22 protein-coding genes and 1 pseudogene are annotated in these 18,671 nt (G+C 44.4%); 14 read left to right on the top strand and 9 right to left on the bottom strand.

Annotation, left to right across the window (positions count from 1 at the left end; all coding sequences use genetic code 11):
• The first annotated feature begins 5 nt into the window (after positions 1–5).
• Both pmbA and ICW03_RS07875 read left to right on the top strand, forming a co-directional pair.
• Positions 6–1,352 (top strand): metalloprotease PmbA, encoded by a 1,347-nt coding sequence (gene pmbA / locus ICW03_RS07880; RefSeq protein ID WP_215347075.1) that lies wholly within the window; start codon positions 6–8, stop codon positions 1,350–1,352.
• Positions 1,353–1,423: 71 nt separating this feature from the next.
• Positions 1,424–2,506, top strand: a complete 1,083-nt coding sequence (locus ICW03_RS07875) for a TRAP transporter substrate-binding protein (RefSeq protein WP_215347073.1) — start codon at positions 1,424–1,426, stop codon at positions 2,504–2,506.
• An 88-nt stretch (positions 2,507–2,594) separates the two neighbouring features.
• Here the strand turns inward: ICW03_RS07875 and ICW03_RS07870 are convergent, their stop codons facing one another.
• Together ICW03_RS07870 and ICW03_RS07865 are read right to left on the bottom strand one after the other, a co-directional pair.
• Positions 2,595–3,257: an alpha/beta hydrolase gene (locus tag ICW03_RS07870; protein ID WP_215347071.1), complete on the bottom strand. Its 663-nt coding sequence runs from the start codon at positions 3,255–3,257 to the stop codon at positions 2,595–2,597.
• A 33-nt stretch (positions 3,258–3,290) separates the two neighbouring features.
• Positions 3,291–3,932 (bottom strand): hypothetical protein, encoded by a 642-nt coding sequence (locus ICW03_RS07865; protein WP_215347069.1) that lies wholly within the window; start codon positions 3,930–3,932, stop codon positions 3,291–3,293.
• A 134-nt stretch (positions 3,933–4,066) separates the two neighbouring features.
• On the opposite strand from ICW03_RS07865, the gene ICW03_RS07860 reads away from it, so the two are divergent.
• The 3 genes from ICW03_RS07860 to ICW03_RS07850 all read left to right on the top strand — a co-directional run bounded on the left by ICW03_RS07860 (position 4,067) and on the right by ICW03_RS07850 (position 5,983).
• Entirely contained in the window at positions 4,067–5,296 is a 1,230-nt protein-coding gene (locus tag ICW03_RS07860; protein WP_215347068.1) for a dicarboxylate/amino acid:cation symporter, read from the top strand.
• A gap of 85 nt (positions 5,297–5,381) precedes the next feature.
• Positions 5,382–5,609: a hypothetical protein gene (locus ICW03_RS07855; RefSeq protein WP_068324248.1), complete on the top strand. Its 228-nt coding sequence runs from the start codon at positions 5,382–5,384 to the stop codon at positions 5,607–5,609.
• Entirely contained in the window at positions 5,609–5,983 is a 375-nt protein-coding gene (locus ICW03_RS07850) for a hypothetical protein (protein ID WP_215347066.1), read from the top strand. Before ICW03_RS07855 ends, ICW03_RS07850 begins: the two co-directional genes overlap by 1 nt.
• Before the next feature lie 8 nt (positions 5,984–5,991).
• On the opposite strand, the gene ICW03_RS07845 is transcribed toward ICW03_RS07850, so the two are convergent.
• Together ICW03_RS07845 and ICW03_RS07840 are read right to left on the bottom strand one after the other, a co-directional pair.
• Positions 5,992–6,210, bottom strand: a complete 219-nt coding sequence (locus ICW03_RS07845; RefSeq protein WP_215347064.1) for a hypothetical protein — start codon at positions 6,208–6,210, stop codon at positions 5,992–5,994.
• 125 nt (positions 6,211–6,335) lie between these two features.
• Positions 6,336–6,686: an HNH endonuclease gene (locus ICW03_RS07840; protein WP_215347062.1), complete on the bottom strand. Its 351-nt coding sequence runs from the start codon at positions 6,684–6,686 to the stop codon at positions 6,336–6,338.
• Positions 6,687–6,762: 76 nt separating this feature from the next.
• Here ICW03_RS07840 and ICW03_RS07835 point away from each other — a divergent pair, with 76 nt between their 5' ends.
• From ICW03_RS07835 to ICW03_RS07825, 3 genes are read left to right on the top strand one after another with little or no spacing between them, the layout of a single operon-like run.
• Positions 6,763–7,026 carry a TIGR03643 family protein gene (locus tag ICW03_RS07835; RefSeq protein WP_215347061.1) on the top strand — a complete coding sequence of 88 codons (264 nt, stop codon included), beginning with the start codon at positions 6,763–6,765 and terminating at the stop codon, positions 7,024–7,026.
• Positions 7,023–8,558, top strand: a complete 1,536-nt coding sequence (locus ICW03_RS07830) for a cryptochrome/photolyase family protein (protein WP_215347059.1) — start codon at positions 7,023–7,025, stop codon at positions 8,556–8,558. Before ICW03_RS07835 ends, ICW03_RS07830 begins: the two co-directional genes overlap by 4 nt.
• 5 nt (positions 8,559–8,563) lie before the next feature.
• Positions 8,564–8,719, top strand: a complete 156-nt coding sequence (locus tag ICW03_RS07825) for a DUF2256 domain-containing protein (protein ID WP_215350269.1) — start codon at positions 8,564–8,566, stop codon at positions 8,717–8,719.
• A gap of 88 nt (positions 8,720–8,807) precedes the next feature.
• On the opposite strand, the gene ICW03_RS07820 is transcribed toward ICW03_RS07825, so the two are convergent.
• Complete coding sequence (locus ICW03_RS07820; protein WP_215347057.1) at positions 8,808–9,161, bottom strand: Rap1a/Tai family immunity protein; 354 nt, start codon at positions 9,159–9,161, stop codon at positions 8,808–8,810.
• 49 nt (positions 9,162–9,210) lie between these two features.
• Positions 9,211–10,410: a DUF3300 domain-containing protein gene (locus ICW03_RS07815; protein ID WP_215347055.1), complete on the bottom strand. Its 1,200-nt coding sequence runs from the start codon at positions 10,408–10,410 to the stop codon at positions 9,211–9,213.
• A 134-nt stretch (positions 10,411–10,544) separates the two neighbouring features.
• Here ICW03_RS07815 and ICW03_RS07810 point away from each other — a divergent pair, with 134 nt between their 5' ends.
• Positions 10,545–11,147: a glutathione S-transferase gene (locus ICW03_RS07810; protein WP_215347053.1), complete on the top strand. Its 603-nt coding sequence runs from the start codon at positions 10,545–10,547 to the stop codon at positions 11,145–11,147.
• Here ICW03_RS07810 and ICW03_RS07805 read toward each other — a convergent pair.
• Genes ICW03_RS07805 through ICW03_RS07795 form a run of 3 tightly spaced genes read right to left on the bottom strand, consistent with a single transcriptional unit; the run spans position 11,144 to position 13,882 of the window.
• Positions 11,144–11,986 (bottom strand): DUF6671 family protein, encoded by an 843-nt coding sequence (locus ICW03_RS07805; protein ID WP_215347051.1) that lies wholly within the window; start codon positions 11,984–11,986, stop codon positions 11,144–11,146. The genes ICW03_RS07810 and ICW03_RS07805 overlap by 4 nt on opposite strands.
• 28 nt (positions 11,987–12,014) lie before the next feature.
• Entirely contained in the window at positions 12,015–12,983 is a 969-nt protein-coding gene (locus ICW03_RS07800; RefSeq protein WP_215347049.1) for a sodium-dependent bicarbonate transport family permease, read from the bottom strand.
• Positions 12,984–12,997: 14 nt separating this feature from the next.
• Positions 12,998–13,882, bottom strand: coding sequence for a LysR family transcriptional regulator (locus tag ICW03_RS07795; protein ID WP_068324214.1), 885 nt, complete (start codon positions 13,880–13,882; stop codon positions 12,998–13,000).
• A 134-nt stretch (positions 13,883–14,016) separates the two neighbouring features.
• Between ICW03_RS07795 and ICW03_RS11630 the strand changes: the two are divergent.
• From ICW03_RS11630 to ICW03_RS07775, 5 genes and pseudogenes are all read left to right on the top strand, one after another.
• Positions 14,017–14,685 (top strand): annotated as a pseudogene (locus tag ICW03_RS11630) (TerC family protein); the annotation flags it as partial.
• Positions 14,668–15,273, top strand: coding sequence for a universal stress protein (locus ICW03_RS11625; RefSeq protein ID WP_371819924.1), 606 nt, complete (start codon positions 14,668–14,670; stop codon positions 15,271–15,273). The pseudogene ICW03_RS11630 and the gene ICW03_RS11625, both read left to right, overlap by 18 nt.
• Before the next feature lie 158 nt (positions 15,274–15,431).
• Positions 15,432–15,764, top strand: a complete 333-nt coding sequence (locus ICW03_RS07785) for a hypothetical protein (protein ID WP_068324210.1) — start codon at positions 15,432–15,434, stop codon at positions 15,762–15,764.
• A 295-nt stretch (positions 15,765–16,059) separates the two neighbouring features.
• Positions 16,060–17,325, top strand: coding sequence for a TolC family protein (locus ICW03_RS07780; protein WP_150114267.1), 1,266 nt, complete (start codon positions 16,060–16,062; stop codon positions 17,323–17,325).
• Entirely contained in the window at positions 17,322–18,668 is a 1,347-nt protein-coding gene (locus ICW03_RS07775) for an efflux RND transporter periplasmic adaptor subunit (protein WP_215347046.1), read from the top strand. The genes ICW03_RS07780 and ICW03_RS07775 overlap by 4 nt, the downstream gene beginning before the upstream one ends.
• Positions 18,669–18,671 lie beyond the last annotated feature (3 nt).

The following is an 18,671-nucleotide window of genomic DNA, read 5'->3' as shown; positions in this document are numbered from 1 at the left end:
AGGGTATGTTTACATACACATCAAATCAGTTTCAAGAAATCATCGATTTCATGCTCAAAGAGGCCAAAAGAAGGGGCGCCTCAGACGCCGTAGCTGAGGTTTCGGAGGGGCAAGGCCTATCCGTCACCGTTCGCAAGGGTGAAGTTGAGACCATTGAGCAAAGCCTAGACAAGCAAGTAGGCGTTACATTATTTTTGGGCCACCATCGTGGCAATGCTAGTACTAGCGACTTTTCTAAAGAGTCTCTAAAAGCAACGGTAGACGCTGCGTTTCATATTGCTCAACATACGGCAGAAGATGTGTGTGCTGGTCCAGCAGAGGCTGAGTTGTTAGAAAAGCATCCACTGGATTTAGATTTGTTTCATCAGTGGAATATTGATGCAGCTGCCGCAGTAGAAATCGCGCGTAGTGCCGAAGGTGCAGCATTTGCCGTGAGTAAACAAATTCAAAATAGTGATGGCGCATCTGTATCGGCACATCATGCGCATTTTATGATGGGGACATCTCTCGGCTTTATGGGTGGTTATCCATTTTCTCGTCACTATATTTCTTGCGCTCCGATTGCAAGTTCAGGTGGTAAGAAAGCGCATATGCAGCGCGATGATTGGTATTCCAGTTCACGCATTCCTGAGGAGTTGGCTGATCCTGCTGCGATTGGGTTATATGCTGCTCAGCGAGCTTTGTCTCGTCTCAAGGCAAGATCATTGACTACTCGACGCTGCCCCGTAATCTTTGAGGCCCCTTTGGCTGCAGGCTTATTGGGTGGCTTAGTGCAAGCAGTTTCAGGGGGTGCTTTATATCGCCGCTCTAGTTTTTTGCTCGACAGCCTGGGGAAGCAGGTTTTACCAAAACACGTCAGTTTGTTTGAAGACCCACACTTAAAGTCAATGACTGGCAGTGCGCCATTTGATGAAGAGGGTGTAAAAACATCTGCTCGCACAGTGGTAGACAAAGGAATGCTAGAAGGCTATTTTTTATCAACCTATTCAGCGCGTAAATTAGGCATGAAGACTACCGGCAATGCAGGTGGCTCTCACCATCTCACCTTGCAAAGTAAAAAAACGCCTAAGGGTGGTTTACCTGCCTTATTAAAAGAAATGGGCACGGGCCTATTGGTTACAGAATTAATGGGTCAAGGCGTTAACTACGTGACGGGCGATTATTCGCGTGGTGCATTTGGTTATTGGGTTGAGAATGGCGAGATTCAATATCCTGTTGAAGAAGTCACCATTGCTGGTAATTTGCGCGATATGTTGATGGATATTCAGCTGATAGGAAGCGATACCTTGATCCGCGGGACTAAGGAAACGGGATCAATTTTGCTGGGCTCAATGACAGTTGGTGGAAAATAATTAAAGAGCAGAAGACGATTACTAAATAAAATCTATACACAAACTCATGATTTTTTAAGGGGGAGGCAGTAATGCAAAGACGTTCATTTTTAAAGAAAGCCACTATTGGCGCTGGTGCTGCAGCACTAGCTACACCGGCACTTGCGCAAAACTTACCAACTTTGAATTGGCGCCTGGTGTCCAGCTTTCCCAAATCATTAGATACCTTGTTTGGTACGCCTGAAGTCTTTGCAAGTGCATTACGTAAGGCAACTGATGGAAAATTCAATGTCAAAGTATTTGCAGCGGGTGAAGTAGTTCCAGCCTTGCAAGTATTGGATGCGGTTCAAAATGGAACTGTGGAGTGCGGACATACTGCGAGCTATTACTACTTAGGTAAAAACAGCGCTTTCATCTTTGACACTGCTGCTCCATTTGGCATGACAGCTAGACAGCAAGCTGCTTGGATGCTCCATGGTAATGGCATGAAGTTAATGCGCGAGCTCTATGCGAGCTACAACATTGTCAATTTCCTAGGTGGACAAACGGGTACGCAAATGGGTGGATGGTTTCGTAAAGAGATTAAATCCCCAGAGGATTTAAAGGGTCTGAAATTCCGCATCGCAGGATTTGCAGGCCAAGTACTCGCAAAACTAGGCGTCGTTCCACAGCAGTTGCCTGCTGGTGAGATCTATTCGGCCTTAGAAAAAGGCACGATTGATGCCGCTGAATTTGTGGGTCCATACGACGATGAGAAGTTAGGTCTAGCTAAAGTAGCTAAAAATTATTACTACCCAGCGTTTTGGGAGGGTGCCGCAGGATTATCTTTCTTGGTTAATAAGAAGCAGTGGGATTCATTACCACCTTCTTACCAGGCGGCATGGGAAGCAGCCTGTTTTGAAGCGCATGCAGATATGTGCGCCAAGTATGACGCGCTCAACCCACCAGCATTACAGCGCCTTTTACAAAATGGTGCGGTACTACGTAAGTTCAACACTACGATCTTGGATGCTTGCTTTAAGGCCAGCCAAGAAACCTATGCGGAAGAATCTGCTAAGAATCCACAATTTAAAAAGATTTTTGAGGACTATCGTGCCTTTAGGAATATGGAGGCCCAGTGGTTTAATGTTGCCGAGCAAGCATTTTCACAATACAGTTTTAATAAGAAACTTTAACCAGAGTGCTATCGAACAAAAGGGGCTCCTAATGAGCCCCTTTTTTATTTCGATTCTTACATTAATGAGTTGAGCGCTGATGGGCTTATCAAGCTATCAGTACACTCTGTAAAAAGCGTGAGATATCCATAAGCTCTTCATGATTCACTGAGTGCTCCATTGGATATTCATTCCAATCCACTTGATAACCCATGGATTCAAGCAGGGCATATGATGCTTGCGCCCGATCCAGAGTAACTACTGGATCATAAGTTCCGTGAGCCATAAAGATGGGGGTATTGGAATTGGCGGAATGTTTTTCTATATTGGCACTCATTGCTAGAGGCAGGTATCCCGATAACGCAATAATGCCTGCCAACTTGTGTGGAAAACGCAGGCCAATATGCAATGCCATTGCGCAGCCTTGTGAAAATCCTGCTAGAACGATTTTGTCGTACGCAATTCCGCGACCAGCTTCTTTTTCAATAAGCTCAACTATTGCTGCTGCCGATTTTTGAATACCAGCCGCATCTTCTTGATCCATGAGGTTTCGGCCGATGATGTCATACCAGGCAGGCATTACATAGCCGCCATTCACAGTGACGGGCATGCTAGGCGCACTAGGAAATACAAAGCGAATTCCGGGGCAACCAGCCAGCTTAAGTTCAGGAATGATTGGTACAAAGTCATTGCCATCTGCCCCAAGCCCATGGAGCCAGATAACAGCGGCTGTTGGGTTTGGGCTAGTTTCTAGTTCAATGCAAGGGAGCATATTAATTTTCTCTTAATGAATTTGAATCGATCATTATCGACTCATATAGGCTTCTTCGTTGTAGGTTGACACCCAGTGCGGTCTGAAAATAAGAAGTATGGCTAAAAGCATTCCGGATAAAGAGCCTTCCATAAACGCAATAATAATCAGGCCTAAGAACCAGCCTTCAAGATCTAGCTGATTGGTCTCACCCATTACCAACTTGATGATAAGTAAGAAGGCTCCCGACAGGATGACGCTCATAAAGGCTGCTACATAACCATTACCAAGAATCAGAACAAATAAATGCTTTGGTATCAATCGTTGAATAATTTGTATAGACAGGTAAGCAAATAGTGTTGGTAGTACGCACACCATTAAATAATGCTGTGAAGCTACTTCATAGTTTCCTTGGATTGCATAGATTCCCAGAAACGCCACTGGAAATAAAATGGCAAGGGCGATGGCTGGACCAAACATTGCTGTTAGCAGTGAAGCGCCGTAAAAGTGGAAGATCAAGCCATAAAACTTTCCAGCAGGTTGGCCCGGGAGGCTTGGGGAAATATTCCAGGCGACCACTAAGAAGAGAATGGTGGCAGGAGCCAACCAACATAGGGGTGGCTTTAAAAATGAGCGGGGTGGACTTGCAAACAAGGCTCCCAAAAAAATGGCTACTGCTAGGCCCAACCAAATCATATTGCCTCTATTTACTCTAGTAGGTGAATGCCCCAGTCTAACTAAAGCCTAGATAAAACCTATCGGCACTTTCACTAGGATGGGCGCGGAACTAAGTAGAATCTGCCTATACATCCCATTTATATAGGCCATTCATGAATTCTAAAAAGCTAACCAATTTCATATTAGGGGCAATGGTCTTAGGTGTGCTGGCAGGCTACTTGGTAAATCTGTATGGCGCAGGAACATCCTTCCCCGATCAGTATGTAACCTATATCTCCATCTTGACGGACGTATTCTTGCGCCTGATCAAAATGATCATTGCGCCATTGGTATTTGCAACACTGGTTGTTGGTATTGCCAAGATGGGTGATGCCTCAACAATCGGTCGAGTAGGTTTAAAAACCTTTGCATGGTTTATCTCTATGTCTTTGGTATCTCTATTACTCGGCCTGGTAATGGTGAATATTTTGCAACCAGGCGTTGGGGTGGATTTAACTCTGCCGGAGATTGCTGCTAATACTGGATTAAATAAGACCAGCCTCAATCTTCCTGAGTTTGTGCGACATATTTTCCCTGTCAGCATCTTTGATGCAATGGCAAAAAATGAGATCTTGCAAATTGTTGTGTTTGCCGTCTTCTTTGGTGTGGGCGCTGCCGGTATGGGTTCGAGAGCAGATGAATTCATTCGTAACCTCGATATGCTCTCGCATATCATGCTCAAGATTACAACCGCAGTAATGAAACTTGCTCCTGTAGCGGTATTCTCAGCTGTCTCATCGGTCATTGCTGAGAATGGCGTAGGCATATTAATGACCTACGGCAAGTTCATGTTGAGCTTTTATGCATCCATCTTTACGCTCTGGATAGTGATTATTCTCATCAGTTCTCTCGTTCTTAAAAAACGCACTTTGCACTTAGTAAAGATGTTGCGTGAGCCAGCATTATTGGCGTTTACGACGGCGAGCTCCGAAGCTGCTTATCCCATGACCTTAGAGAGGGTAGAGCGCTTTGGTTGTAAAAACAAAATTGCCTCATTTGTCTTGCCCGTGGGTTATTCGTTTAACTTAGACGGCTCAATGATGTATTGCACTTTTGCTGCAGTCTTTATTGCACAGGTCTACGGTATTGAAATGGAGTTAAGTCAACAGCTCTTAATGCTGCTTGTATTAATGATTACATCTAAAGGTATTGCGGGTGTGCCTCGCGCCTCTTTGGTGGTCATTGCGGCAACCTTATCGCAATTTAACTTGCCTGAAGCTGGGGTGTTATTGATCCTTGGGGTTGATCATTTCTTAGATATGGCACGTTCTGCAACCAATGTTTTGGGCAATGGTTTGGCTACAGCCGTCATATCTAAATGGGAAGGTGAATTAGAGGGCTAGGTAAATCCCCTCAAATGTAGTCGTAATTTGATACATGCAGGTGTAAGATCAGTTTCATGGCTTGCTCTAGACAGAGAGGGTTGTGATGAGACCGTTTTATATCGATTACCCACAGGAAAAAATTGCAGAGCATCAGCATGCCTATCGGTGCCTGCATTGCAAGATCCCCACTACGGTTATTTTCGGCTTGCTCGAGAATCATGCTAAAGATTGTGCCTATCTAATACATCAAGGTAGATGGACCCAACTAGAGGCAAGCCTCAAGCCTACCCAAAAACATTTTGATGAACCACACATTGATGAGGTGGATTAATGAAAACATATCCTATAGCGTTAGAGCTTACTGTATGGATGGATCTTGGTCTAAATCAATATGAAGTAACGATTGATGAGGTCTCTAAGATTTCGATTAAACGAACAGACGATGTACTTCGAACAAGGGAGTTGTCCGGCAATGAGGTCAGTACTTTAATTGCTGCTATAGAATCTTTGAGGGTACCAGTCAGTGAGGAGCCAAAAGAGGCTGGAGCGAAGCCTTCTGCCAGTTACGAGTTGATTGTGGAGTCTGCCCACTTCTCCCTGGAATTTAATTGGGAGGATATGGATTTAAAAGGAGTGAGTGCAAAGGCATTTGCATCAGTAGCCGCTCTGACTGCTGTAGTAGAGAGCTTGGATTTGGCTCACTAAGATTCTTTTTAAGCTTCCACCACAATAAATTCTCCTAGGGATATTCTGTCTCTAAATTGCGAGAACGAAAAGAGTGCCTTAATTTTCCTGGTATTAATAACCTCAATTTTTCCTTCTGGTGTGAGGTTGGCAAGATAATCCCCTTCCGGAAATAGTGCTTCAGGAATACTTTCAGTATCGAGCATTTGAGCTGGCAATACTAAGCTCTTTGTTATTTTGATGCGCATGACTCATATTAAGTAATGGGAGTTAGAACGATTTTTTGAATTGCACAGTTTCTAAATTAATTGCACCAAAATAGGGGCTAACTATCTACTGCAAGGTAATAGCTTGCACAGAAGGGGTGCAATATTTATTTGCTAGATTTTAGGCGACTACTTTTACGAGTCTTTTCATAAAAGGAATTCGGCTTATTCGAAACCCACTGGATAAACTTTTTCATTTCGGGGTGATTTCGCAAAATCTGAGCATGATGGTATTGCTGGGCGAGCTCGGTTTCGGTAAACAAGGCATGTATTTGTTTGTGGCAAATGCGATGTAGATACTCCGTAGTTTTTCCGCCCTTCGATTTTGGAATGAGGTGATGAGCATCCCTTTGCGAGGCCGGAATGGGGCGATCACAGATAGGACAAATGATTTCAGCTGGCTTATGTAAGGCTGGCACCTCCTGAGCAATCAGTTTTTGACGAATTTTTCCAATCATGTGAGGGGGTTGGCTGTATTGCGGAACAATCTCATGGGCTCAAGCTAGTTTAGTAAATAAGTCTTAAACTTGCTGGGTGCCAAAACCCATAACCCTCTCCGAACCCGACTTATCTCGCCTTATAGAAATGGCTTGGGAGGATCGCACGCCATTTGATGCCATTGAGAAAAGCTTTGGTCTGGGTGAGCCCCAGGTGATCGCCATCATGCGTAAGGAGCTTAAGCGCGGCTCATTTGAGCTCTGGCGTAAACGAGTTACCGGACGAGCAACTAAACATGGTGCTTTTCGTAGTGAAGATGTCACTCGGGCTTACTGCCCAACTCAATATAAGAATAAATGAAGCATCCTGAGCGCCTCATTCTGATTTTGGGTGATCAGCTTGATTTGCAGAGCTCTGCCTTGCGAGATATTAATCCCAAGGCGGATCAAATCATCATGATTGAGTCAGCCAATGAGGCACAGTATGTTTGGACGCATAAAGCCAAAATCGCCTTATTTCTATCTGCAATGCGTCACTTTGCAGTTGAACTCGAAAAGCAGGGTTATCCGCTGACTTATATAAAAAGTTCGCCACTGTCTATTGTTGAGGTTCTGAGAGAGCAGATTCTAAAAAATAAAGTAAAGCGTTTGGTTTGTATTGAACCAGGCGAATGGCGACTCAAGCAGGCGCTCGAGGCGTTAGCCAAAGAACTTGGATTTAAATTAGAAATGCGGGAGGATGAGCATTTTTATTGTTCCCGCCAAGAGTTTGTAGAGTGGGCGGCAAATAAAAAAGAGTTCAGACTGGAATATTTCTATCGATTGATGCGTAAGCGGCACAATATATTGGTAGACCGTGAAGGTAATCCCGAGGGTGGGCAGTGGAACTTTGATCAAGATAACCGTAAACCCTACCCTAAAAAGGGCCCAGGCATCATCGATGCTCCAGCATCGTTTGAAGCAGACGCAATTACACAAGAAGTGCTGGATTGGGTCCAAAAGACTTACCCAGACCATCCCGGATCTTTGGATGCATTTAATTGGCCCGTTACCAGGGAGCAGGCAGTTCAAGCTTTGGAGTATTTTGTTGAGTATCGCTTAAGAAACTTTGGTGTTTATCAGGATGCGATGTGGACTGATACGCCCTTTGGATGGCACTCCATTTTATCGAGTGCACTCAACCTGAAGTTGCTTAATCCGCGCGAAGTGGTGAATGCAGTGTTAGTGGCTTGGAGAAAATATTCTTTAGATCTTTCAACTATTGAAGGCTTCATTCGGCAGATTTTAGGGTGGCGCGAGTTTGTGCGTGGCATGTATTACCTAGATATGCCAAAGATGGCGCAGGATAATTACTACCAGCATCAACGCCCATTGCCAAAATGGTACTGGAATGGTCAGACACAAATGGCTTGTATGAAAGACGCCATAGGCCAAACACTGCAATATGGCTATGCCCATCACATTCAGCGCTTAATGGTGACAGGTAACTTTGCTCTTTTAGCAGAAATTCTGCCGCAGGAAGTATGTGAGTGGTATTTGGCTATCTATGTAGATGCGATTGAATGGGTTGAACTTCCCAATACGGCAGGTATGGCTCTATTTGCCAATGGCGGTAGATTTACAAGCAAGCCTTATATAGCCAGCGGTGCTTATATCAAGCGGATGAGTAACTATTGTGGGTCTTGTAAATATAAGCCTGAGGTTCGTTACGGAGAAGATGCATGTCCCATCACAACTTTGTACTGGAATTTCTTAATCAAGCATCGAGACCAATTTGAGGCCAGCCCAAGAACGAGACTCATGACGGCTAATCTGAAGCGCATTAGTGACGAAGATCAAAAAGAAATTACGCTGCATGCACAGAAAATACTAAATCACTTGGATGATCTTTGAAAATCATGACAAAGACATCGTTTAAGGGTAATAAAAGCTCTCTGCCATCGAAGATTTGCGCGGTTTGTAAAAAAGAAATGACTTGGAGAAAATCCTGGGCAAAAAACTGGGAGTCAGTGAAGTATTACTCAGATGCTTGTAGGGCAAAAAAGACTTCATAAAGCAGTGGGTAATAATTATTTGCTGCTCACATCAAAAATAAGGCCACTCGAAAGTGGCCTTTATTGTTTTGCGAATGCAATCTTCAGATTATTTTCCGCATGGGAATTTACCCGCTAAGAATCGTAAAATAGTATCTGCTGCAGGTTCAATGGCGTACTTGGTATTCGCTTCGGCCCATTTGACATATTCCTGAATCACTTCCTTGCGAGTTGGTGCGGGCTGCTTTACGCAAATAAATTCAGGTGCTGACTTAGGGTTGCGTGTAACTAAGTAAGTGTCATATACGGCTTGACCATAGATTTCGCAAGTTATAAAGGTGCCATTGGTGCCTTTGCAATCTTGCAATAGCTCTTGAGTGCTAATCATATTGGCGGCTTGAGCACCGGTTGCGAATCCTAAAACTGCGCTAGTCAATGCCATTAATAAAATCTGCTTTTTCATGATGATTCTTTCGTATTAGTCTTAAATGAAGTTTGTTATGAGCGACTGATTAGCGTCTGCCTCTAAAGCCGCCACCGCCAAAATGTTCTCCGCCTGCGCGGGCACCGCCACCACCAAAGCGATCACCACCGCTATTAAATTTGGCGCCACGTGCGTCACCAAAGCCGCTGGAATCATTTCTAAAATTACTAGGGCTGTTATCGCGAGCACCGGAATTGCGGTCACCTAGATTGCGATCTCCAGAGCGATCGTTTTGTCCTAGGTTGCGATCGCCATCGCGATTACCTAGGTTGCCGCGATCGTCGCTGCTGATGCCATTCTTTTGAAGGTTCTGCCGTAACTGATCGCGTTCCGCATCACGGTTAGCGCTACCACCGCCAACGTTCGCATTGCGGCGTTGCTGATCTGGCTTCCAATCGCTTGTGCCATTCTTGTTACCGGACCAATTGCTATTGGTATTGCGGTTGAAGTTATTAAAATTATTGTTATTCACAGTGAGCGAGCCGCCTCCGTAGCCGCCACCCCAATGACATCCACCCCATAAGGCTGCGCCCACCGCCATGCCAACTCCAAAGGAAAGGAGGGCGGTGCCAGCAACGTAACCAGGTGGATAGTAGGCAACTGGTGGATAAGCTGGATAAGGCCAGGCACCATAAACCACTGTTGGGTTATATGAAGGTACGTACACCACTTGTGGGTTGGCTGGTTGAATCACAATCGTTTCGGAAGAGCCGCTTCCTTGGGAGGTTACGGTTTGCTGAGAATTGGATTGCAATGCTCCAGTCTTCTTTGCTTTGGCACGCAAAGCTTGAATCGCACTCATGGTGTCGGATTGCTGAGCTAATACAGCGTTGCCTAAATTTTGGGTCCAAGATAATTGTGAGCCCATCATTTCTAAAACCGGAGGGAACGAAACCAAAGACTTCACGCTCGCATCCCAGTTCTGTTGTTGTAATGCCGTATTCAGAGCATTACCTTTTAGATTGCTATTGGCACGTAACCAATTGGTGGCCTCAGAGACCTCTAAAGGGTAAGTTGATGCCATCAGAATTTGTGAGACCAAAGGATCTGGATATAAAGCAATTGGAGCAACGAGCGCCTCTAATTGGGCTTGAGATTGCTTGTTTGCCTGTGTTTGACTGTTGCCTTGGGCGTAAGCAACTGGAACTACTGCAGGCAAGCTGAGCGCGGTAACTAGTAACCCTGCTAGTAATTGAGAGGGAATTCCCCGTTTTTTTGGTGCCAACATTAGCGCATCCTTTTGATTGAATAGAAAATATTCTACTCAATCCTGGGTCGCATGCTTCAATTTCCAGAAAATCTACTCTCAGACATTTGAGATGATTTAAAGTCACCAGATTCGGTTTAGACGAGCGTAATTCAATGATTTTGTACTCCTATCGTAGATGTCCTTATGCAATGCGGGCGCGCATGGCTTTGAGATATGCCGGTATTGATGTTGAACATCGAGAAATTGAGTTGCGCAACAAGCCGCAATCAATGCTGCTAGCTTCCCCTAAGGGTACTGTTCCAGTGCTTTGTATAGGCGACGTAGTTTTGGATGAAAGCTTGGACATCATGCGTTGGGCAATCTCGCAATCTGATCCTGATGGGTGGAGAAGTGCTGATGATGCTATTGCTCAAGCATGGATTGAAAAAAATGATGGACCCTTTAAAGTCCTGTTAGATCAATATAAGTATCCCAACCGTTTTCCAGAGCTAGATACTGAAGCAGTTCTCAATGAGATATTGCAAATCATGTTGTTGCCTATGGAAAAATCATTGCAAAATTCTCAATACTTGCTTGGAGAAAAAATGACTTGGGTAGATATTGCTATCTTTCCATTCATTAGACAGTTTTCGATGGTTGATCTAAAGAAGTTTGATGATTTGCCAATTCCCGCAGTCAAGAAATGGCTTGCACAACTTCTTGAGTCTGAATTATTTCACTCAGTAATGCACAAGCACCCAGTCTGGCGAGATTAAGGATTGCAGTGCCTGCATTTTGAAGGTTCTGCAAACTTAAATACTTTCATACCTTCGGTTTGCTTGTGTTCGCATTTAATGCAGCTCCAGATTTTGGCAATTTCCTCATCAGTTGCTAGACCGCAGGCCTTGCATGGCAGGCCACGCTTTACATCTGTGATCCAAAACCCAGGAGTGTTGCACTGGGGGCAGACTGAGTTCATCTTATTTGCCAGATCTATTGCAGCCTTGCGAATATTTTCCATCCGGGTTGGATTAGCAAAGGCACGTAAATCATTTTCAACGTAGACGATACCTTTTGAGGACAGGCTTTTTGCCCAATCAAAAGCATCTTTTAGCTCTGCTAAATCTTGAATCCCTTTTCTCGATTGCGGGTGATATTCATCAGTGGGTTTGATGACTAAGTGGTGCGATGGAAAGAGTGCGGAATCAGCAAATTTTTTGAGCTCTTCCCAATGTGTTGCGTAGCTACTCTCATTTTGGGCTGGACCACTAGCAAATCCAGTTAGTTCAAGTTGGTGTTTTTGGTCTATCAGCACAAGCAATTCATTATTCCAGGGGATAGCGCCGGTGTAAGGGTCATTCATAAACGCACCTTCATTGGCCAAGCCCAAGTCAAGCTTGAGTAATTCCATTCCGATAGCAGCTTTTTTGCGGGCTGCATCTAATTGTGAGCCGTATCGAGGCGTTTCCTGTGTAAATGTGCCCAGTAAATCAGTATCGTAGGTGTCCGTATGCTCTACAAAGCAATCTACTTCGGTATTGAGTACTTCGCCGATCACCTTTTCTTTGCCGTGCTTGGTTAATAAGCTGGCTGATCGTTTGGAAAAGATACCCATAGGTTTCTTATTTACCTATAAAGTATTTCTACAGCAATGCTGTGGCAATCAGGGTGTAAAGCGGAATGCCCAAAATAATGTTGAACGGAAAAGTGATTCCTAAAGACATACCCATATATAAGGCGGGGTTCACTTCGGGTAAGGCGTGACGTAAAACTGCTGGTACTGCAATATACGATGCGCTTGAGGCCAATACCATGAGGAGAATGGTGTTTCCTAAAGGGAGTCCAATGAGTTTACAAAGCACTAATGCTAAGAGTGCATGTGACAGCGGTGAACCAATCGCGTAGAGCAAGGTAATGGGCGGTTTACCCCTTAAGCCCTTAAAGTTTCTGGCGGCCATAAGTCCCATGTCTAGCAAGAAGAAAGCTAGCATGCCTTTAAAGAGGTCGATCGAAAAGGGCGCCATTAACTTTTGACCTGAGTCTCCGCTCACCAGGGCCACTACCATTGATCCCAGTAACAGTAATTGCGCTCCATCGGTAAAAGACTCATGAAGTATTTTGGAGATACCGGTATGCTCGTTTTTTACGCTCGAGCCTGTTGACATGGCTGCCCGGGCTTTATTGGCCAAGACAATTGCCAGAATAATAGCGGGGGATTCCATCAGCGCCATCGCTGCCGCCATATGACCACCATAAGCAATGCCAAATTGATCTAAATATTGTGTGGCAGTAATGAAGGTAACAGCGCTGACCGAACCGTAAGTGGCTGCAATTGCAGCGGCATCAAATGCACTTAACTTTCTTCTTAGAATCAAGTAGCCAATGATGGGAATAATGACAGCAAGAAATATCGCCAACCCCAAAGAAAAAGCAATCTCAGTAGTAAAGCCGGACTTGTGAAGCGCAAAGCCACCTTTCAGACCAAGCGCCATTAATAAATAGAGCGAAAGAAACCTAGAGATTTGCGGAGGAATTTCTAGGTTGGACTTTACGGAGCCGGCAAAAACCCCAAAGATAAAAAACAGTATGGCGGGGTCCAGAAAATTAGTCATGGTTTAAGGATTTATTAGTTTTTTTGTTTAATAATTGCCTGCACAAGAGGGTGTTGGATTTTCTTCTCAGAGCGAATCGCATAAAAGTATTCATATATGTCATCACAGCTGCCCAGCAATTCGATGCCATAGGTATCTTTAAGATCTTTTTCAATCAGTTTGCCTGCAGGAAAGATGCCAAGCCCACTGGCAGCAAAGGTCTTTAGTAGGGCGCTATCTTCAAACTCTCCAACAATATTTGGAATAATGTCGTGTTTTTTCAGCCACTGATCAATCAGTGGACGTACAGTGGAGTGTGCTGTAGGTAGCAGTACTGGCAGATCATTTAAGCACTCCGGAAACTTTCCTTTTGCTTTTTTGGAAAGTTGCTTAGGTGCATACCAGGCGATAACTGTTTTTGTTAACTCTTCGCTATAGACGTTCAGATTTTTATTGTTCGGAGCTGGGCGGTCGGCTAATACGATGTCTAGTCGATGCAAAGCGAGGTCTGCCAGCAAATCATCAAACTCCCCTTCATGCGCAATCAATTGAACGTCTTTGTGTTTCAAGATGGGCTCGAGCATTTGCCTGGTAACAAATTTCGGCAGTCCATCAGAAACGCCAACCGTAATTTTTGTTTTAGGAGACTTGGCGGCATCTCTCACTGCTTCTGGCAGTCTCTCTCCGATAGAAAAGATTTGATCAGCAATTTCTAAGGCTGCAAACCCTGATTCAGTGAGGGCGATTCCTCTCCCGGCTGGCTTAAAGAGCATGTACCCCAGCGATTTCTCTAATTCATGTACTTGAGCGCTAATTGTTTGTATAGCCATATCCAGGCGTTCTGCTGCCTTAGACATGCTGCCTTCTTTGGCAACCACCCAAAAGTAATAAAGGTGACGATAGTTATAGGTATTAGCCATATTCAGTTTTTTCCGAAATTACTATCAATATATATCTGCTTTTAGCTAAATACAAATAAGCCTACATTAACCCCATAGTTAGTCATGGCATTTCATGTACTGCTTATTTAATCTAAACAGATAGAGGTATTCAATTGGAACTATTTAGCCCTGAGTTTTTTTCGGCACTACTAGCGATTGTGGTGATTGATTTAGTTTTGGCAGGCGATAACGCTATTGTAATTGCGATGGCTGCCAGAAATTTACCGGCCCACTTGCAAAAGAAAGCCATTGTATGGGGAGCGGTAGGCGCTATTGCAGTCAGAAGTGCAATGACTCTGGTGGTGGTGTACTTGCTAAAGATCCCTGGCTTGATGCTAATCGGCGGTCTACTCTTAGTTTGGATTGCTTACAAACTTCTAACCCCTGCAAAAGATGAGGATGGTGGTCATAACAATGCTTCCACTAGTTTTTGGGGCGCTATGAAAACCATTGTGATTGCTGACGCAGTCATGGGTTTAGATAACGTCTTGGCGGTAGCAGGTGCATCTCATGGAAGTTATATATTGGTAGTGCTTGGTTTACTCATCAGCATTCCAATCGTGATTTGGGGTTCAACACAAATTCTGAAGCTGGTTGAGCGCTACCCATCTATTACCTATATAGGTGCTGGCGTGCTGGCTTGGACAGCCGCCAAGATGATGATCTCAGAGCCTATGGTTAAGGAGATGCAGTTATTCCAGAACCCTGCCTTTGGGTATGCTGTCCAAGCCCTTGTGATATTTGGTGTTCTGTTTGGTGGTTTCATGAAGAGTAGGTTGGCGTTGGAGGAGACAATTGCGCCAGCTGTAGTTGATGCAGAGGTATCCGATAAGCAGACTTATAACGTAGGAGAAAAGGTGATGAACAAAGTTCTAATTCCGGTTGATGATTCTAGTAACGCATTAATGGCCTTGAAACATGCAGTGAATATGTATGGCAATGATCGTCAAACACACTTTCATATCTGTAATGTTCAACCCACGCTGTACACACACATCAGAAAGTTTTTAAGTAAACAAACCATTAATGAGTGGCAAGCAGAGCGTGCTCAAACAGCCGCAAAGTCAGCATCTGAATTTTTGGAGAAAGCTGGCGCGAATTTCTCCTTCACTTATGTGACTGGCGATAAGGGGGAAGCTCTACGAGATGAGGCGCAGCGCTTAGGTTGTAATCGTATTGTGATTGGCACTGCTAAGAAAAATACGCTCAGCCGCTTGTTTGAGAATTCAACAACAGCCAAGCTACTAGAAATCAGTGATATTCCAGTTGAGGTAGTCACTGGCAAGTCTTTATCTACGCTTGAGCGTTGGGGTATCCCAGCACTGGGCGCTGGTGCAGCAACCGCCTTAATGGCGGCAGTAATTGACTAGTTTTACATCCTGCGGTTCTCTTTATGCCCTCTACCCGAGGGCATTTTTTTAGATAAATACTCAGTAAATAACAGAATTATTATCAATAAACATCTGCTTTATTAAGAATAAAGATCGCCTTATATTTAATCCAAGATGTTCAACAAAGGAGATAAATCATGAATGTCATATTGGAAACAAAAGAACAAATCGAACCAGAATTTAAAACATTCACAGAGAATCGCGTGAAGTTCTCTCTGAAGAGACTCTTTTGGTTGGTAAGAAAAATTAAAGTGAAGTATTCCTCTGTAGCCCAGGCAAAAACAGGCTGTAATCAAAACTGCATTATTGAATTGCAAACTTTTGATAATCGGCAGATTGAGGTGAGCTTCACTGCAAGAGACCGGAGAACGGCTTTGGATATGGGTTTAAAGAAAGTCTATAAGCATATGCAAAAGGCTTTTAATAAGGCTCAGAAGTACGGTCGCTTATCTGGCCGAGCGTATGCTTGAGCTTGCAGATGGCTTTGTCGCTTATCTGTGATCTAATAAGATGAATAAACGGGGAGTAGCCTGCCCATTAATGGGTCTCACATATCGTCATTACGGCCTTCGCGCCCGGTATGTGAGTAATTTTTAAGGCAAGACCATTTACTATTTTCTAAATGGCCAAATATTGACTTTCCACCTCAAAAACCTTCGTTCAGGTATCTTTTTACCTTGTTATGCCCCAAATTGGGGACATTTTCTTGCTCTTCCGCCTAGCTGGTTGGATAATTTGCGTTTAGATACTTTGCAAGTTGGACGTATGACGCGGTACCGATGGTTGGTCATTACTTTTGCTAGCACCCTGATGGTGACAAATGTCAGTGCACAATCTAAAAAAACGTTCACTATCAATGACTTGATCTCTATCTCCTTGGAGTCAAGTCCACAAGTCTTGGCTGCCCGTGATCAAGCTAAGGCAATTAAAGGACAGCTGTCGACAGCAAGAGCTATTCCTAATCCAGAGTTTGAGGTGAGTACAGGCCAGCAACGATCGGCTACCGGTCCTTTGACGGTAGGTAATGTTTCATCATGGGCCGTTACTCAGCCATTGGACATGCCTTACACCCGCTTCCCTAGGGTAAATGCTGCCGAGGCAAATTTACGTGCAGCTGAAGCAACGCGTGTTGCTTTTGAAGTTGAGACGATTTCGAGAGTGCAGCAGCGCTTTTACGAACTCATGCGCCGTGAAGCGGAACAAAAAGCTGCCGAAGAGGATATGAGTTTGACGAAACAGATTCGTGATCGTATGCAAATTCGGTATGACGTTGGTGAAACAGCCCGCTTCGAGTTGATTCGAGTGCAAACGGAGTTTCTGAACGCGCAAATTGCTGCAGAGTCTAGTAAGTTACGCGTGGAGCAGGCTCGTAGTCAGTTACGCCAAGTGGTGGGCCATCAATTGCCTGCAGATTTTACGGTTGTAGCGGAGCAGCCAAAACCCGAGGTCTTGCCATCATTAACTCAATTGTTAAACGAGGTTCAGAGTCAAAGCCCAGAACTACAAAAGGCAAAGGCAGAGGTTGAGGCAACGGAATCTAAGTTGAGTTTTGAAAAGAACTCGCGCTTGCCTCGCTTGGCATTTAAGGCATCTCAATACAACGACCCTAACTTCACTGATCGCCTTTATGGTTTGCAAGTAAGTATCCCGATTTGGGACTTTAAGGGCGGTCAGATTGCAGAAGCAGAAGCAAATGCTTCAAAAGCAAAGAATCAATTAAATGCACAAAGCCAAACTTTAGATCAGCAAATGGAAACTGCTTATAAGCTTTATCAAATGACTAGTTACCAAGTCAAAATATTAAGCTCAGAAGTGGTCGAGTTAGCGGCTAGTGCGCGTCGCATTGCTGAGGTTTCTTATCGCTATGGTGAGCGAGGCATGCTCGAGTATTTGGATGCACAAAGAACATTTAGAGCAGCGCGTAATGATTTGATTAAGGCACGTTTTGATTTGGCTTCTGTGGTAACTGAGATTCAGAGATTAAGAGCGAGCCCAGAGTGGCTTGCGAAGATAGAAAGTGGAATGCAATGAACCAAGAGTTAGCAGCCATGCTGAAAAGGGTAAAAGTCTGGAAGACCTTTTTGGTGCGAAAGATTAAATTCCATAAGAAGGAATTATTCGGCCAAATTCTACAGACCCAGAACCAGTGGTATGCACAAGCCCACCAATGGCTTGGAGAGCACGTGCCTGCCGTTACCGGCCGCTATGACAAATCGCCGCATTGGTTTAAAAAGGGCATGTTTTATCTGCCTTGGTTCTGTGCATTCATCATCATCCTGAATTACTTCAACGTATTTGATAGAAGTCCTGCAGTTAAATCAGTGCAAGACCCGAATATGGTTGTAGTTAATGAAGATTTGCATAAGATGATTGCGGATGGCAAGGTTCAAGTGTCTCCTTTTGTGGAAGAGTTGCGGGCTTCTGGCCGGATTGATTTCAACGAGCGCTTTTTGGCGCGGATTGGCGCGAATGTCACGGGGCGCGTATCTGAGATACTCGCTGTGCCGGGTCAGCAAGTAAAACAAGGCGATATTCTGGCGAAAATTACCTCTACTGAATTAACTCAATCGCAACTAGCTTACTTAAAAGCGAAGAGCGCAAGTCAACTGGCTGATCAAGCCGCTAATCGCGCAAAAATTCTCTATAAAGAGGATGTGATTGCTCTTGCAGAGCTGCAAAGGCGCGAAGCCGAGGCGAGTAGTGCTAAGGCAGAGTTTCGTGCTGCGAATGATCAATTAAAAGTTCAGGGGATGGATCAAGCAAACATTGATAAGCTTGCCAAATCTGGTGTGATTGAATCCATTAATAATGTGATTGCCACAATTCCCGGTGAGATTGTCGAGCGAAAGATTAATCGCGGTCAGGTTGTACAACCTTCCGATGCATTATTTACAGTGGCTGATCTGAGTACCCTGTGGGCTGTTTCTGAGGTACCTGAGAGTAACTCCTATCTGATGCAAAAAGGACAAAAGGCTTCGGTCATCATTCCTGCACTTAGAAATCAAGAGATTGAAGGCGTCATTGCCCACGTTGATTCGATCGTAAATCCCCAGACTCGTACAGTGGTCGTTCGTATGGATTTGCCTAATAATAATGGCTCAATTAAGCCTGGTATGTTGGCAACCATGTTGATTGAGAGTCAGCCGGTTGAGAAGTTGGTTGTGCCCTTAGGCGCCATCGTTCGAGAAGATAACCATGACCACGTTTTTGTGAGATTGGATGATGACACTTATCGTATGGTGGCTGTCAAGCTCGGTCCAGAGGGCAAAGGATATCGTCCGGTGATATCGGGTCTCAAAGAGGGTCAAGAGATTGCTATTGAAGGTGCTTATCACTTAAACACAGAGCGTAAGCGTCAGCTGAGTGGTGGATAAGTA

Origin of the sequence: Polynucleobacter sp. MWH-Aus1W21 (genome assembly GCF_018687275.1) — a bacterium.
GTDB lineage: Bacteria > Pseudomonadota > Gammaproteobacteria > Burkholderiales > Burkholderiaceae > Polynucleobacter.
The sequence above is the reverse complement of the archived record's forward strand: the minus strand, read 5'-3'. Positions and strand labels throughout refer to the sequence as shown.

What these genes read in the sequence shown, in the direction of transcription:
- ICW03_RS07785 (WP_068324210.1), top strand. Translation starts at nt 15,432, where the DNA reads ATGAATGTCATATTGGAAACAAAAGAACAAATCGAACCAGAATTTAAA.
- ICW03_RS07815 (WP_215347055.1), bottom strand. Translation starts at nt 10,410, where the DNA reads ATGTTGGCACCAAAAAAACGGGGAATTCCCTCTCAATTACTAGCAGGG.
- ICW03_RS07870 (WP_215347071.1), bottom strand. Translation starts at nt 3,257, where the DNA reads ATGCTCCCTTGCATTGAACTAGAAACTAGCCCAAACCCAACAGCCGCT.
- ICW03_RS07840 (WP_215347062.1), bottom strand. Translation starts at nt 6,686, where the DNA reads ATGATTGGAAAAATTCGTCAAAAACTGATTGCTCAGGAGGTGCCAGCC.
- ICW03_RS07805 (WP_215347051.1), bottom strand. Translation starts at nt 11,986, where the DNA reads ATGGGTATCTTTTCCAAACGATCAGCCAGCTTATTAACCAAGCACGGC.
- ICW03_RS07855 (WP_068324248.1), top strand. Translation starts at nt 5,382, where the DNA reads ATGAGACCGTTTTATATCGATTACCCACAGGAAAAAATTGCAGAGCAT.
- ICW03_RS07850 (WP_215347066.1), top strand. Translation starts at nt 5,609, where the DNA reads ATGAAAACATATCCTATAGCGTTAGAGCTTACTGTATGGATGGATCTT.
- ICW03_RS07860 (WP_215347068.1), top strand. Translation starts at nt 4,067, where the DNA reads ATGAATTCTAAAAAGCTAACCAATTTCATATTAGGGGCAATGGTCTTA.
- ICW03_RS07875 (WP_215347073.1), top strand. Translation starts at nt 1,424, where the DNA reads ATGCAAAGACGTTCATTTTTAAAGAAAGCCACTATTGGCGCTGGTGCT.
- ICW03_RS07845 (WP_215347064.1), bottom strand. Translation starts at nt 6,210, where the DNA reads ATGCGCATCAAAATAACAAAGAGCTTAGTATTGCCAGCTCAAATGCTC.
- ICW03_RS07830 (WP_215347059.1), top strand. Translation starts at nt 7,023, where the DNA reads ATGAAGCATCCTGAGCGCCTCATTCTGATTTTGGGTGATCAGCTTGAT.
- ICW03_RS07800 (WP_215347049.1), bottom strand. Translation starts at nt 12,983, where the DNA reads ATGACTAATTTTCTGGACCCCGCCATACTGTTTTTTATCTTTGGGGTT.
- ICW03_RS07865 (WP_215347069.1), bottom strand. Translation starts at nt 3,932, where the DNA reads ATGATTTGGTTGGGCCTAGCAGTAGCCATTTTTTTGGGAGCCTTGTTT.
- ICW03_RS07795 (WP_068324214.1), bottom strand. Translation starts at nt 13,882, where the DNA reads ATGGCTAATACCTATAACTATCGTCACCTTTATTACTTTTGGGTGGTT.
- pmbA (WP_215347075.1), top strand. Translation starts at nt 6, where the DNA reads ATGTTTACATACACATCAAATCAGTTTCAAGAAATCATCGATTTCATG.
- ICW03_RS07780 (WP_150114267.1), top strand. Translation starts at nt 16,060, where the DNA reads ATGACGCGGTACCGATGGTTGGTCATTACTTTTGCTAGCACCCTGATG.
- ICW03_RS07810 (WP_215347053.1), top strand. Translation starts at nt 10,545, where the DNA reads ATGATTTTGTACTCCTATCGTAGATGTCCTTATGCAATGCGGGCGCGC.
- ICW03_RS07775 (WP_215347046.1), top strand. Translation starts at nt 17,322, where the DNA reads ATGAACCAAGAGTTAGCAGCCATGCTGAAAAGGGTAAAAGTCTGGAAG.
- ICW03_RS07825 (WP_215350269.1), top strand. Translation starts at nt 8,564, where the DNA reads ATGACAAAGACATCGTTTAAGGGTAATAAAAGCTCTCTGCCATCGAAG.
- ICW03_RS07820 (WP_215347057.1), bottom strand. Translation starts at nt 9,161, where the DNA reads ATGAAAAAGCAGATTTTATTAATGGCATTGACTAGCGCAGTTTTAGGA.
- ICW03_RS11625 (WP_371819924.1), top strand. Translation starts at nt 14,668, where the DNA reads ATGAAGAGTAGGTTGGCGTTGGAGGAGACAATTGCGCCAGCTGTAGTT.